The following is a 14,472-nucleotide window of genomic DNA, read 5'->3' as shown; positions in this document are numbered from 1 at the left end:
CTAGTTTCCAAATACTAAACCAGAATGAAATAGTCAACAGAATAAGGAAAATGATAAAGAACTCACCCACTAAACTTCTGTTAATACTACACAACTGAAGAGCTATATATAGTCTTATTTTTACCAAAGTTCAATTATTTGTATGTGAAATGTTTTATCAGTAAAAAAGAGGGGAAGTCCCCCTCTCAAGATTTTATTTGACTGCTTCTTTCAAAGCATCTACCTTGTCCAAACGTTCCCATGGAAGGTCGATATCTGTACGTCCCATGTGTCCATAAGCTGCTGTTTGACGGTAAATTGGACGCTTAAGGTCCAGCATTTGGATAATCCCTGCAGGGCGAAGGTCAAAGATTTGACGAGTTGCTTTTTCAAGCTTGCTTTCAACTACTCTTCCTGTACCAAAGGTATCGATACGGACAGAAACAGGCTGGGCAACACCGATAGCATAAGCCAATTGCACTTCCGCCTTCTTAGCAAGACCTGCTGCAACGATATTCTTGGCAATATAACGAGCCGCATAAGAGGCTGAACGGTCCACCTTAGTCGCATCTTTACCAGAGAAGGCACCACCACCGTGACGAGAGTAGCCACCATAAGTATCTACGATAATCTTACGGCCAGTCAAACCTGAGTCTCCTTGAGGCCCACCGATTACAAAACGTCCAGTTGGATTGATGAAGAATTTTGTTTGCTCATCCAAGTAAGAGGCTGGAATAACTTCTTTGATAACCTTGTTAATGACATCATTGTGAATTTGTTCGTTGCTGACTTCTGGATCGTGTTGAGTTGAAATAACAACTGTGTCCACACGTACTGGACGGTCATTTTCATCATACTCAACCGTAACTTGTGATTTTGCATCTGGGCGAAGATAACTGATTTCACCAGACTTACGAAGTTCTGCCAGACGACGAACCAATTTATGACTGAGTGAAATTGGCAATGGCATAAGCTCTTCTGTTTCATCCACTGCAAATCCAAACATGAGCCCTTGGTCTCCAGCACCAATCAAGTCAAGTGGGTCTTGATCAGCATTTCCACGGACCTCCAAGGCTTCGTTAACACCTTGGGCGATATCCGGTGACTGCTCAACAAGTGACGGATGGACTCCCACCGTCTCAGCAGAAAAACCATACTCTGTATTGGTATAGCCAATCTCTGCAATGGTATCACGAACCACACGGTTAATATCCACATAGGCATTTGTAGAAATTTCACCAAAAACGTGGACGGAACCAGTATATACAGCTGTCTCAGCAGCAACGTGCGCCTCTGGATCCTTGGCTAAAATAGCATCCAAAATCGCATCTGAAATTTGGTCTGCAATCTTATCTGGATGCCCCTCAGATACAGATTCAGACGTGAATAATTTACGTTCTGACATAAAAATGTCCCCCCTTAAAAATAGTGTTATAGAGTTACAAAGTACTGATAGGTATTTTCATTTTCTAAGAGTTACGACGCGAAAGAAATAAAAACGATACTTTTTTATTTCTGAAACTAGTAAGGCGCATAGGGTGACCACCCTATAGCGACAACCGTAGAATGACGAACGACTTTGGAGCCGTCATTCTTTACGAGTTGCGACTCGAAAGAAAAAATAGAAATTTCTACCATCTTATCGGGACTATATAACTTTACCATTATACCATTTTTAAGCGCAATTTGCAGTCTATATACTCAATAAAAATCAAAGAACAGCTTTTTGATTGTAGATAAAACTGACTAAATCAGTAGTATATACCTAATACAAGATGACGCTAACTTGTTTTGAAGAGTATTAATGTATTGTTTCAATTTCTACTAATCTATTTTCAATAGGTGTTTAACAACCTTAATATTATGCGTACTATTATTTTCAAACTATCGTGTCCTGAACAATAGTTTGAAAATGAAAAGGGACCTTATTCTTTTTGTAACCTTTCTGTAATAATTCTCTGCTGAAAAAATGATAAAATAGGTATGTACTGTTAAGGAGAGAATAATGCCCGTAAGAAAATTACAATCCTATGAGGTAGACTATCAAGAAGAATTGCACCAGCAGGTTCCTCGCTATCAAGATTATACACCTGAAGAGCAATCTGATACCAATCTCAAGGAAATCCTATTTTTTGTTAATATCGCTGTTTTTTGTATCTGTATTGCTATCTTTAGTTTTATCTTTTTAGCATTAAAATTATCAACTGCTCTTGCATTTGTTGCAGCAATCGGATCCAGCTTACTTGTTTTAAAAGTCCAACGCTCTATTATCAAACGAAAATTTAGAAGATAAATCATATCCCACGTCTAATCAAGTTAGTTTATAAAAAATTAAGGAAAACAGAGGAATTTAAGATGAGTAACACATTTTTCATCTTAAATTCCTCTGTTTTTTTGACCAGCTTGCCAAATATAATTATCTACTTAATTGAATAACGTGTAACCTTTTCTAATAAATGTTCTCCAAACATCCTAAACTGTAAAATCAATTAGTCCCTACCCTTTTACCATTATCTTCTCCAAAATATGCTATAATAATACCAAAAGATAAAGAAGGAAAATCTATGATTAAACTACTTGCCTTGGATATGGACGGAACCCTCCTCAATGAAGCCAAGGAAATCCCACAAGCCCACATCACTGCTATTCACCAAGCCATTGAAAAAGGTGTCAAACTGGTTCTCTGTACGGGACGCCCGCTTTTCGGTGTCCTCCCCTATTATAAAAAACTGGGGCTTGACCTCCAGAATGAGTATGTCATTGTTAACAACGGTTGTTCAACTCACCAGACAAGTGACTGGGGGCTAGTTGATTGGCAAGAACTCAGTCCATCTGACATTGAATACCTCTATGACCTAGCTGAAAAGAGTGATGTTCAGTTGACTCTTTTTGATGAGGAACATTATTTTGTTCTCGGTGGCAAGCCCAATGAAATCATTCAAAATGATGCTAAGCTAGTCTTTTCGGACTTAACTGAAATTTCACTAAAGGAAGCTACCAGTGGCAAGTATCGGATGTTCCAAGGTATGTTTTTAGGAACAGAGAGCCAAACAGACGATTTTGAGCAACGTTTTGCTGAAGAACTCTGCCAACGATTTAGCGGAGTTCGTTCGCAGCCTGTCATTTATGAAGCTATGCCACTTGGAACGACAAAGGCTACTGCTCTTTCTCGACTAGCAGAGATTTTGAATATCGAGCCATCAGAAATCATGGCCATGGGCGATGCCAATAACGATATAGAAATGCTCCAGTTTGCAGGGCTTGGTATTGCAATGGGAAATGCCAGCGATTATGTCAAATCCCTTGCGGATGCCGTTACAGCAAGCAACGAAGAAGACGGCGTTGCGCGTGCCATTGAGAAATATATTTTATAATCAAGAAGCCCAGTTCGTGTCAACTGGGTTTTGCTATTTAAGAATTCCTAAAACTTTAGAAACTCTTTAGAAATCCTTGAGCTTTCTTTGATTTCTATGCTTTATACTAAAATTATCAAAATAAATCAAAAGGAGAGAATCATGAAAACAGTACTCGACATTCATGGATTGTCCAAAAACTTTGACAAACAAGCTATCCTTCAGGATCTTCATCTAACGATAAGAGAGGGAGATATTTATGGACTTATCGGGAAGAACGGAGCTGGGAAGACCACTTTGATAAAAATCATTACGCAACTACTGTTTGCGGATAAAGGAACTGTTTCCCTCTTTTCTAGTCAATCGGAAAATGAGTGGACCAAGGCTCTATCTCGAGTAGGTTCAGTGATCGAATCCCCCGTAGCTCATAATCACTTAACAGCCTACCAAAATCTGAAATATTACTGTATGATTCGCCATATTCCAAATGCTGATCAAGTCATTCGAGAAACACTGGATTATGTAGGTTTATCTGATACAGGTAAGAAAGTCTTTCGTGATTTCTCTCTTGGAATGAAACAAAGACTTGGGATCGCCATTGCCCTTCTATCTAAACCAGACTTCCTAATTTTAGATGAGCCTATCAATGGGCTTGACCCAATCGGTATCAAAGAATTTCGTCTGATGATTCAACGGCTCAATCAAGAAAAAGGGATAACCATTCTCATCTCTAGCCATATCTTGTCAGAACTCTATCTCCTAGCCAATCGCTTTGGTATTTTAGATCAAGGCAAGATTATCCGTGAAATCAGTAAAGCTGAATTTGAAACACTAAGTGAGGATTATATTGTGCTTAAGACAGCTGACCAAGAGAAAGCTTGTCAAGTATTGAAAGAACAAATCCAGCTCCAGTTCAAGGTTGTTAATCCAGAAAATGAAATCCACATCTTTGGTCAGGAACAAGATGTCAAACAGATTCTCAAAGAATTAACCTTGGCAGATGTCGCTATTGACGAGATTTACTATGCCCGTCAAAACCTAGAAGAATACTTCACTCAATTGGTCGAATAGGAGGAAAATCATGATACATACCATTCAAGCAGACTTTTACCGTCTTTTCCGTTCCAAAGGATTCTGGATTACAGAGGTCATTCTCTTTGTACTCATGTTAATGGGGGCTATTTTTGGAGCTACTGGTCATCTGATGACAATCAATACAGAAGAACCAGAAATTCCAACTCATGGTTGGGACAGTATACAAGCACTTATTAATGCATCTAGTCAAGGTTCAAACCTCGTTTTTCTCTGCATCGTCCTAGCCTGCCTCGTTCTTGGAGTTGATTTAATCGGAAAACTCTATAAAAATAGTTTAACAGTGGGTGTTTCTCGTACCGAGTTTTTCCTTGCCAAAGCCTTTGTACTTGCTAGTATCGCTTTCTTACAACTTATCCTTAGCCTTGTGATTGCCTTTATTCCAGCAACGATCTTAAATGGATTTGGAACTATGCCTGATGGCTTTATCGGCAATCTATTGACAACCATTTCCCTTCAATTTCTTTGCCTTCTTGCTTGGCTTTCCATTGTTTCCTTCATTCTCTATGTGAGTCATTCTTATCTTGCAGTATTTATTGGTTATTTGGTCAGCTCTATCTTACTTTCTATGCCAATGCTCCTTTTTCCAAATATCAAAATTTTACCATATTTGTCCTTACAATTTGCCTATGCTATGACTACTAATAGTGAGTCCATTTTCTATACCCTTATAGTTAGCTTAGCTGTTATTGTAATCTTTAATCTAAGTGGACTGGCAGTTTTCAAAAAGAAAAGTCTATAATAAAACGACCTCCTCTAGCCTACAGAGGAGGTTTATTTCGTTAAAAGTAAATGAAAACCGACAACCATTGCCCATCTGTGCTTAGTTTCATCTCTGCACCGAGAAGATGGCATAATTCCTCAGTGATATAAAGGCCTAAACCAGAGGATTCTTCAGTATCTGATAGATTTTCAGAATAAAAACGATTGCTGAGATTTTCTATTTTTTTGATGGGCTGTTTGACAAGGTTTGCAATCTCTAAGACAAGCTGTTCCTTTTCCTTTCTCAAAGATAGCCGCGCTTCTTCCTTACCATGTTTGAGGACATTTCCAAGCAGATTTTGTAAAATTCGATCCAGTAAGTCTTCATCAGTCCTCGTTGTTAAAGCAGCTTCAACCTTAAAATCAAGCGTGATATTTGCTGCCTGAAAAACATCATAATAGGCCAGAGTCTTTTTGGTGATAAAAGTTGAAAGATCAACTTCTTCCAGTTTCGGTTTGACAGCCCCTTCCATCAAACGACGATATTCTAGGAGAGCTTCCAAACGTTTGGAAACTAAATCAAGATGCTGGGCTATTTTTTGTAGGGTTTCTGCTTTGTTTTCAGGAGACTTTATCAATTGTTGGGTGTAGCCTGAAGCGATAGTCAAAGGCGTACGAATATCATGGGCGATATTGCTGATGGCCATATCCAGAGTCTGCTTTTCCCTTTTCATAACCAATCGAGATTGTTCCACTTCTTGAAATAAATTCTCAATCTGCTGGTAGAGATGTAAAAAATGTTTGGAAAAAATGCTGACCCCTACTCTTTTCATACTACCTGTGAGAATCTTGTCTTCAATCTGTTGACTCAAGTTTCTAAGTGCTAGATGGTAGCGAATCAATGCAATCGATAAAATAATTAGGAGTACTAGTAGGACAAAAATTATCATGTAGGTCATTGCTTGTCTCCTTTTAATCTTACCCCAACTCCCCAGATGGTTTCAATATATTCTTGATTGGGGTCAAGCTGGTTTAATTTTTTACGAAGATTACTCAAATGCGTATTGAGGGTATTATCTCCAGGTAGATAGCTCTCCTCCCAGACCAATTCATAAAGTTCTTCCTTGGTAAAAATTTTCTTTGGATGTTTGAGAAGAGTTTGGAGAATCAAGCATTCTTTCTTGGCAAGACGAATAGTTTCCTGACTATTTTTGATTTCAAAACTTTCTGCATCAAACTGGATATTTTTCAAGTTTTGTGGCAGATTTTCAGTTTTTTCTACTTCAATAGGCTGTTTTTCTGCACTTTGACGTAATTGAACGGTAATTCTGGCAAAGACTTCGTCCAAATCAAAAGGTTTGACTATGTAATCATTGGCACCGTCTAAGAGGTATTGACTGATTAACTTCTTATCGCTCAAAGCCGTTAGCATAATGACTGGAATTTGACTTTCTTCCCTGATAGCTTTTAAAACCTGATCCCCATTTTTCCCAGGAAGCATGATATCGAGCAAAACGAGGTCAATCCCACCTTGGTCAAAAAGCATGATTCCTTCTGTACCAGAAAAGGCTTGAATCACCTCATGCTCCTCGGTAAGTAGTGTTCGCAAAATCTCTTGAATGTCACTATTGTCTTCAATAACCAATATCCTAGCCATAAATACCAACCTTTCTGCAACTATTATAGCATGTTTTATTGATAAAGCTTAAACAGAAAAGCTTTTTCTTCTTTTTCATTAAAATCGTGCAACTTTTTTCAGACAGTTTTAAAAGATTGATTTCCTTATATTTTTCCTTTATACTGGATAAAAAGGAGAATAATATGTCAGAAACAAATCACGAAATTGATTCAAATTTTGCAGGTCGTTTAAATATCCTGCGTGCGGGTGTTCTTGGTGCCAATGATGGGATTATTTCCATTGCTGGTGTGGTTATCGGGGTTGCCAGTGCTACGACCAATATCTGGATTATCTTTTTATCAGGATTTGCGGCTATCTTGGCTGGTGCCTTTTCTATGGCTGGTGGAGAATATGTATCCGTTTCAACTCAGAAAGATACCGAGGAAGCAGCCGTTGCGCGTGAGCAAGTCTTGCTAGACCAAGATATGGAGCTAGCCAAAAAATCCCTCTATGCTGCCTATATTCAAAATGGCGAGTGCGAAACTTCTGCCCAACTCTTGACCAACAAGGCCTTTCTTAAGAATCCACTCAAGGCTTTAGTAGAGGAAAAATACGGGATTGAGTATGAAGAGTTTACCAATCCTTGGCACGCTGCCATTTCCAGCTTTGTTGCCTTTTTCCTTGGAAGTTTGCCTCCAATGCTCTCAGTGACTATTTTCCCAAGTGAATACCGCATCCCTGCTACTGTCCTTATCGTCGGTGTGGCCCTTCTTCTCACTGGTTACACTAGTGCCAAACTTGGAAAAGCCCCAACCAAAACAGCTATGATTCGGAACCTAGCTATTGGTCTCTTGACCATGGGAGTTACCTTCCTGCTCGGACAACTTTTCAGCATTTAATACTCTTCGAAAATCTCTTCAAACCACGTCAGCTTCGCCTTGCCGTATATATATGTAACTGACTTCGTCAGTTCTATCTGCAACCTCAAAACAGTGTTTTGAGCTGACTTCGTCAGTTCTATCTACAACCTCAAAGCAGTGCTTTGAGCAACCTGCGGCTAGCTTCCTAGTTTGCTTTTTGATTTTCATTGAGTATAAAATACAAGAATACCTCGATTTTGAAGTCGAGGTATCTTTTTTTACATTTGCACAATCTTGCGATAGCTTCTAGAAGTAATCATGAAAATCAGCACATAGGCGATGAGGAAGATAGCGCAGATAGACAAGGTCACAATCAACATCATTGTCGTATCCAGTACACCAATCACTTTTAAAATCAGACTAAGCATATGGTAGGCAAAGGCTAAATGTATGAAGGCAAAAAGCAAAGGAAGGAAGAAAACAGTTAAAACTTGTTTGTTAATGGTTTGCTTGATTTGCTTTTGATCTAAACCGACTTTCTGCAAGATAATAAAGCGCTCACGGTCTTCATATCCTTCAGAAATTTGCTTGTAGTAGATGACCAGAACGGTTCCGACCATAAAGATAATGGATAGGAAAATACCAATAAAGAAGACACCGCCAAAGAGGACACTCATTTGAGCACCAGCATCTGCTAGAGTGCTACCATATACATAGTTACCTTCAGTGTTTAATTGAGCATTAAACTTTTGTAAGTATTTTTCATATTCTTCAGCGACTTTGAGTTGCTCTTCTTCACTGATACTTACATTCATACCACCGTAAAACTGATTATAGATATCCGAATCTGGGAATTGGTCCAAAAAGGCTTGTAAATTAGGTACAACAAGGTAATTGTAATCAGAAGTCAAGATATTAAACTGATTTGGGACATGGTTGACAATAAAATCTTTAGTAAATTCTTCTTTGACAGAAAATTGATGATCATTTAGAGTTAGAGCTTTCTGTTCTTTAACTCCCTCATTCTTTGCAAAGAGTCCGACCTCATTTCCTGATAGAGACAGTTTTTGACCAGCCATAGTTTCATAATCTTTTTGGTCAAATACCATAAAAACTGTTTTGACTTGGACACGGTTTTGTCCTTTTTCAAATATGGTTAACTTGCTACCTTCTTGGTTTGCAACACCAAAGTAAGCGTAACGAAGAACTTCTTTCTCTTTAATCTTATAACCTTTGTCACTTGCAAACTGGCTCAAGAGTTTGTCCAAGTCTTCTTTTTCAACATTTTGCCCTGAAACCCCAAAATCATGAGGATTTAGAACTTTTTTAAAGCTTTCTGCGGAATTGAAAATGCTTGTCGCTGCTGACATGGTTACCAAAACCATTGTTGACAAGATAGCGATGGTTGCTAGTCCAACCGCATTTTTCTTCATACGGAAAATCAAGTTGGAAACAGAGATGAGGTTATTAGGTTGGTAATAGTATTTCTTGTTTTTCTTTAAGATTTGGAGGAAGACTGTAATTCCTGCATTAAACAAGAGATAAGTACCAAAGATAACCAGCAAAACAGCTAGGAAAAAGGTTGTTAAGGCTGTAAGAGGATCGGTTACCGTAAGGGCAAGATAGTAGCCAATCCCTAAACTAATGGAACCAAGAATCGTTTGGAGAGGAAGGAAGCGACCTTTTTTCTCACCGCTAGCTTTCTCACGCGAGAGCTGGAGGGCATTCATACGGGCGATTCGAAGGGCATTCAGGAATATGAGGCCAAGGAAAATCAAACCGAAGACAACAAGTACTGCAATGACAACTTTCATCTGAAAGGTAGCGACCAGCTCAACCTTCAATTTCATCAGTTTGAGCAAGAAAGCGAAAATCAACTTGTCAAACAAGGCTCCAATACCGATACCTGCTCCAACAGTTAGAATCCCAAATAGCACTAACTCCTTAAAGGTCATACTGATTAGATGGCGCTTCTCCAAGCCCAACATTCCATAAATCCCCAGTTCCTTGGAACGGTTTTTCATGACAAAACTATTGGCATAGAGGACGATAATGGCTGACGCAAGTGTGACAATCACCATACCAAATCCAAGTGTAGCTTGAATGGTTTCCCCTCCACGAATTTCTGCAATCTTGGGATTAAAGGTTAGAGAGTAAAAGAGATAGGTGACAGTGACTGCCAAGAGAACAGCCAGCGCAAAAGGATAGTAGAGTTTGCGGTTTTTAATCAAGTTCGATACCGCTAACTTATTGGTTAATCGAAACATACTAATTCACCTCGCTTGCCATGACAGTCAAGGTATCAGAAATTTCTTGGAACATCTGACGCTCTGTCTTCTCTCCACGGTAGATTTGATTGTAAAGAATGCCGTCTTTGATAAAGAGTACACGTTTAGCTCTGCTAGCTGCTGCTGTTGAGTGGGTTACCATAAGAATGGTTTGGCCACGCTCATTGATTTCATCAAAAACATCAAGAAGAGCAGCAGATGATTTGGAGTCAAGGGCTCCTGTTGGCTCATCCGCAAGGAGAATTTCAGGTTCTGTGATGATGGCGCGGGCTACTGCTACACGCTGTTTCTGCCCACCAGAAATCTCGTAAGGGTACTTTTCTTGCAATTGGTTTATTCCTAGATTCTCAGCTGTCACCACCAATTTCTTCATCATCTCAGTAATGGGTCTTCTTGACAAGACAAGCGGAAGCAAGATATTGTCTTTAACAGACAGAGTATCTAGCAAGTTAAAATCTTGAAAGACAAAGCCCAATTTTTCACGACGGAAACTAGAAGCTTGTGAATTTTTAATGGTTGCGGTGTCAGTTCCATTCAAGTAAACCTGACCACGACTTGGTTTATCCAGCATAGCTAGGATATTGAGAAGAGTTGATTTACCAGAACCAGACTCACCCATGATGGCAACGTAGTCACCTTTTTCCACGGTAAAGTGAATATCCTTGAGGGCCTCTACTTGGTTGCCCTGAAAACGAGTTTTATAAATTTTTTGAACGTGTTTTACATCTAAAAGTGTCATGAGAATCTCCTTTCTTAATATCCCATCAAATGAAATGTTGCTTGCATCATAGCGCATCCCAGCTGAACGCGCTCGATATCTTTGTGGCTTGGTTTTCTTGTTTTCTTCTGTAAGATTTGTTTCATGATGTTACTCCTTTGTTCTTTATGAGTCTAGTTTACATCAAAAAAAGACCGCTTGCCATAACCTAACCTTACAAAAAAGACTTTAATCTTACATTTTTGTAAGATTGGGGGAATGTAGACAAAATTATTTATAAAATGATTTGATTTCCTATTTTTAAAATTGTAAAATATAAGTGTAAAAAGGCTTACTTTGGAAAGGAGGAAGCGGAAACTAACATTTGAGTAAGCTTACCTAGATAACATACCATTAAATTGAACACTTGCAAGTCGTTCAACCTATAAGGAAAGAAGATGCGCTTTAATGAAACAGAAAGAACATATACTCATCGGACTTCTCTATCTGCTCTCTCTCCTCTCTCCATTCATCGGTCAGCTCTTAGTTGAAAAGACATACTTTATCGGTACAAAATCTACAGCTACTGCTTATGCTATTTGCTGGCTATCAGTTGTTATCAGTATCCATCATTTATCAAAAAATGTATTGTCTCAGCATGAAAAATCAGATTAGAAATCTAAGTTCAAAATAATATTTTTAGTTTACAGATGAGACTGGCGAAATATTATTAAAAGTAAAAAAGCTTTAAATCAAGCAGTTTAGACTATTGATTTAAAGCTTTTTTCTTATTCCAAATCTTCTGTAGAACCTCACCAAAACCAGCCCTCATTATCGTCAATGGCTTGGGCTTCTTTACGTTTGCGTGGGCCTGTTCCGTACATTTCTGCTTCGATGTCTTCCTTGGTTGGCATGATAGAAGCTAGTATGATATAGATAATCACGCCAAGTCCAAAGTTTGCAACTGTAAAAATGGCAAACAAGAAACGAACAAGGGTAACATCAAAGTTCCACTTGTCTGACAGACCTGCCAGAACTCCTGAAATCATGCGATTTCGTCTCATTTTATAAAATTTACTGTTCATGATATTTCCTCTTTCTGCTAGGTTAGTCATAGTATATCATGGGTAGGCTCGGCTTTCATCAGTCCTCAGGCTGATTTATTAGTAGCAATTTACCTCGACAAAGTCCACAGCGATAGCGTTTAGTATCAATCCTTCTCTTGCGATGATACCTTTGCTGGCAGGATTGGCAACGATAAAGCTTGATTTGTTTGGAGTTACTATTAGGCAAGGACGGTACAAAGCGTAATCCATCCACTGCTTTCAATAGTTCCTTAAAATCTCGATCCTTGTGTTGATATCCCTTCCCTTGAAAATAGAGGTGATAGTGACAGAGTTCATGGCGAACAATTTTCCTAAAAACATCCAGACCCAGTTCCTGATAAACCTTGGGATTAAAATCCAAATGCCCATCTTTGGGGAAAAATCGCCCACCTGTCGAACGTAGACGAGAATTCCACTGGACATGATGGATAAAAGGTCTGCCGAAGTCTTCTAGTGAAACCTGCTTAACGTAATCAGTCAGTTTCATTTGGAGCGAGGAGCGACAGATTGACTTTTTCACGTTCAGTATCAATTTTCTTAACCCAGACTGTCACCAAATCACCAACAGATACCACTTGGCTGGGATGTTTGATAAATTTGCGACTCATGTGGGAAATATGAATCAAACCGTCCTCGTGAATCCCGATATCAACGAAGGCACCGAAATCAACGACGTTACGCACCACACCTTCTAGCTTCTGGCCGACAACAAGATCCTTGATATCCAGTACATCTTGACGGAGAACTGGAGCATCAAAGGAATCACGGAAATCTCGACCTGGTTTGAGAAGGTCTGCAATGATATCTTTAAGAGTTTCGGGACCAAGGTCTAGCTCTTGCGCTATTTCCTTGACTGAAAGGGACTTGAGTTTACTTTGGGCTTCTTCATTCAGATCCTTGATATCCAAGCGTTTGAAGAGTTCCTTAACAGCAGCGTAATTTTCTGGGTGAACTCCTGTATTATCAAGGATATTGCTACTTTCAGGAATACGAAGGAAACCAGCTGCCTGCTCAAAGGCCTTGGCTCCCAGACGAGGAACTTTCTTGATTTGGGCGCGTGAAGTGATTTTTCCTTCTTCTTCACGGTATTTGACGATATTTTCAGAGATGGTTTTATTGAGTCCAGCTACGTGGGAAAGAAGAGCTGGGCTGGCCGTATTGACATTGACACCGACTTGGTTTACCACTGTATCCACGACAAAATCCAGACTTTCAGATAGTTTCTTCTGGCTGACATCATGCTGGTATTGGCCGACACCAATTGACTTAGGATCGATTTTGACCAATTCCGCAAGAGGATCTTGCAAACGACGGGCGATAGAAATAGCAGAGCGTTTTTCAACAGTCAAGTCTGGGAACTCCTGACGAGCAAGTTCACTGGCAGAGTATACAGAAGCACCACTTTCATTGACGATAACATAGCTGACCTCAGGAAAATCTTTCAGAACTTCCGCCACAAAGGCTTCACTTTCACGACTGGCCGTTCCGTTTCCGATGGCAATAATTTCCACGCCGTATTGACCAATCAAGTCTACCAAATCTTTCTTGGCTTCTTCTATTTGACGAGCTGATGCTGGCTTGACAGGATAAATGACCTGAGTTGTCAGCATTTTTCCTGTTGCATCCACGACAGCTAGCTTGGCACCTGTACGAAAGGCAGGGTCAAATCCAAGAACCACGCGCCCTTTCAGCGGAGCAACCAAGAGAAGATTGCGCAGGTTGTCAGAAAAGAGTTGGATAGCTCCTTCTTCTGCTTTCTCAGTCAATTCTGTCCGAATACGTCGCTCGATAGCAGGCAAAACTTTTTTCTTAACTGACTGTTGAACAACTTCATCAATATGGGTATTTTTTACCTTGAAACGAGCAGCAAAGAAGGCAAGAATACGGTCTGTTGCATGTTCAAAACCGACCTTCAAGACACCTAGCTTCTCCCCACGATTAAGGGCCAAGGTACGATAACCCTGCATATTTCCAACTGTCTCTGAAAAATCATAGTAAATCTGAAAGACCTGCTTTTCATCAAGAGTTTCATCCTTGACTTGAGAAGTGAGTTTAGAGTGTCTCAGCACCTCCTGATAAGTCATGGAGCGCAAAGTCACATCTTCCGATAAGGCTTCTACCAAAATATCAACTGCACCGGCCAAGGCTTCCTTACCAGTCGCAAATCCTTCACAGACGAACTTTTCAGCCTCTTTCTCTAAGCCAGCTACATTCTGCAAAATCAAGCGAGCAAGCGGAAAGAGGCCCGCTTCACGAGCAATTGTTGCCTTGGTCCGACGTTTTTCCTTGTAAGGAAGGTAGAGTTCTTCTACGTCGGCTAATTTTTCAGCAGCTAAAATAGCTTCTTCCAACTCCTTGGTCAACTTGCCTTGCTCTTGAATCTTAGCCAAAACAGCTTCCTTACGGTCGTTGAGGTTGGTCAGACTTTTATCCAAGTCAATAATGGCCTTAATCGCCACCTCATCCAGACTACCAGTCATGTCCTTGCGATAACGCGCGATAAAGGGAATAGTCGCCCCTTCAGCTGTCAAACTTAGAACGGTATCAATTTGCTTTAACGTCACTCCCAAATCCTGAGAGATTTTTTCATATTTTTTATCCATGAATCTATTATACCACAAGCTGGAAGGCTTGCTCCAATCCTTTTCATACTCAATTAAAATCAAAAATCAAACTAGGAAGCTAGCCACAGACTACTCAAAACACCGTTTTGAGGTAGTAGATAAGACTGACGAAGTCAGCTCAAAACACGGTTTTGAGGTTGTGGATAAGACTGA

The 14,472-nt window shown here is 39.7% G+C and carries 14 protein-coding genes; 6 read left to right on the top strand and 8 right to left on the bottom strand.

Annotation, left to right across the window (positions count from 1 at the left end):
* Window positions 1-193 precede the first annotated feature (193 nt).
* On the bottom strand, window positions 194-1,384 hold the full coding sequence (metK, locus tag O3601_RS01315; protein ID WP_000003941.1) for a methionine adenosyltransferase: 1,191 nt from the start codon (window positions 1,382-1,384) through the stop codon (window positions 194-196).
* A 600-nt stretch (window positions 1,385-1,984) separates the two neighbouring features.
* Here metK and O3601_RS01310 point away from each other — a divergent pair.
* The 4 genes from O3601_RS01310 to O3601_RS01295 all read left to right on the top strand — a co-directional run bounded on the left by O3601_RS01310 (window position 1,985) and on the right by O3601_RS01295 (window position 5,166).
* Entirely contained in the window at window positions 1,985-2,272 is a 288-nt protein-coding gene (locus tag O3601_RS01310; protein ID WP_101781924.1) for a DUF3270 domain-containing protein, read from the top strand.
* Between the two features lie 271 nt (window positions 2,273-2,543).
* Entirely contained in the window at window positions 2,544-3,353 is an 810-nt protein-coding gene (locus tag O3601_RS01305) for an HAD family hydrolase (RefSeq protein ID WP_101781926.1), read from the top strand.
* 141 nt (window positions 3,354-3,494) lie between these two features.
* Window positions 3,495-4,403 (top strand): ATP-binding cassette domain-containing protein, encoded by a 909-nt coding sequence (locus O3601_RS01300; RefSeq protein WP_371470544.1) that lies wholly within the window; start codon window positions 3,495-3,497, stop codon window positions 4,401-4,403.
* A gap of 10 nt (window positions 4,404-4,413) precedes the next feature.
* Window positions 4,414-5,166 carry an ABC transporter permease gene (locus tag O3601_RS01295; RefSeq protein ID WP_371470542.1) on the top strand — a complete coding sequence of 251 codons (753 nt, stop codon included), beginning with the start codon at window positions 4,414-4,416 and terminating at the stop codon, window positions 5,164-5,166.
* A 40-nt stretch (window positions 5,167-5,206) separates the two neighbouring features.
* Here O3601_RS01295 and O3601_RS01290 read toward each other — a convergent pair whose 3' ends face one another.
* Both O3601_RS01290 and O3601_RS01285 read right to left on the bottom strand, forming a co-directional pair.
* Window positions 5,207-6,085 carry a sensor histidine kinase gene (locus tag O3601_RS01290; protein ID WP_371470540.1) on the bottom strand — a complete coding sequence of 293 codons (879 nt, stop codon included), beginning with the start codon at window positions 6,083-6,085 and terminating at the stop codon, window positions 5,207-5,209.
* A complete protein-coding gene (locus tag O3601_RS01285; protein ID WP_371470539.1) occupies window positions 6,082-6,783 on the bottom strand; it encodes a response regulator transcription factor in 702 nt (233 codons plus the stop codon). Before O3601_RS01285 ends, O3601_RS01290 begins: the two co-directional genes overlap by 4 nt.
* Window positions 6,784-6,947: 164 nt before the next feature.
* Between O3601_RS01285 and O3601_RS01280 the strand changes: the two genes are divergently transcribed.
* Window positions 6,948-7,643, top strand: coding sequence for a VIT family protein (locus tag O3601_RS01280; protein ID WP_371470537.1), 696 nt, complete (start codon window positions 6,948-6,950; stop codon window positions 7,641-7,643).
* A gap of 239 nt (window positions 7,644-7,882) precedes the next feature.
* On the opposite strand, the gene O3601_RS01275 is transcribed toward O3601_RS01280, so the two are convergent.
* Entirely contained in the window at window positions 7,883-9,871 is a 1,989-nt protein-coding gene (locus O3601_RS01275) for an ABC transporter permease (RefSeq protein WP_371470536.1), read from the bottom strand.
* A gap of 1 nt (window position 9,872) precedes the next feature.
* Entirely contained in the window at window positions 9,873-10,631 is a 759-nt protein-coding gene (locus O3601_RS01270; RefSeq protein WP_000173358.1) for an ABC transporter ATP-binding protein, read from the bottom strand.
* Window positions 10,632-11,057: 426 nt separating this feature from the next.
* Between O3601_RS01270 and O3601_RS01265 the strand changes: the two genes are divergently transcribed.
* Window positions 11,058-11,264, top strand: coding sequence for a hypothetical protein (locus O3601_RS01265; protein WP_371470533.1), 207 nt, complete (start codon window positions 11,058-11,060; stop codon window positions 11,262-11,264).
* Window positions 11,265-11,401: 137 nt separating this feature from the next.
* Here the strand turns inward: O3601_RS01265 and O3601_RS01260 are convergent, their stop codons facing one another.
* The 3 genes from O3601_RS01260 to O3601_RS01250 are packed head-to-tail and all read right to left on the bottom strand — an operon-like array spanning window position 11,402 to window position 14,298.
* Window positions 11,402-11,674, bottom strand: coding sequence for a PspC domain-containing protein (locus O3601_RS01260; protein ID WP_173876236.1), 273 nt, complete (start codon window positions 11,672-11,674; stop codon window positions 11,402-11,404).
* Between the two features lie 58 nt (window positions 11,675-11,732).
* Entirely contained in the window at window positions 11,733-12,182 is a 450-nt protein-coding gene (locus O3601_RS01255) for a SprT family protein (RefSeq protein ID WP_371470532.1), read from the bottom strand.
* Window positions 12,169-14,298, bottom strand: coding sequence for a Tex family protein (locus O3601_RS01250; protein WP_371470531.1), 2,130 nt, complete (start codon window positions 14,296-14,298; stop codon window positions 12,169-12,171). The genes O3601_RS01255 and O3601_RS01250 overlap by 14 nt, the downstream gene beginning before the upstream one ends.
* Between the last annotated feature and the right edge of the window lie 174 nt (window positions 14,299-14,472).

Origin of the sequence: Streptococcus sp. 20925_1_69 (assembly GCF_041432365.1) — a bacterium.
Classification (GTDB): Bacteria; Bacillota; Bacilli; order Lactobacillales; family Streptococcaceae; genus Streptococcus.
Note: the sequence above shows the minus strand (reverse complement) of the source record. Positions and strands in the feature narration are given on the sequence as shown.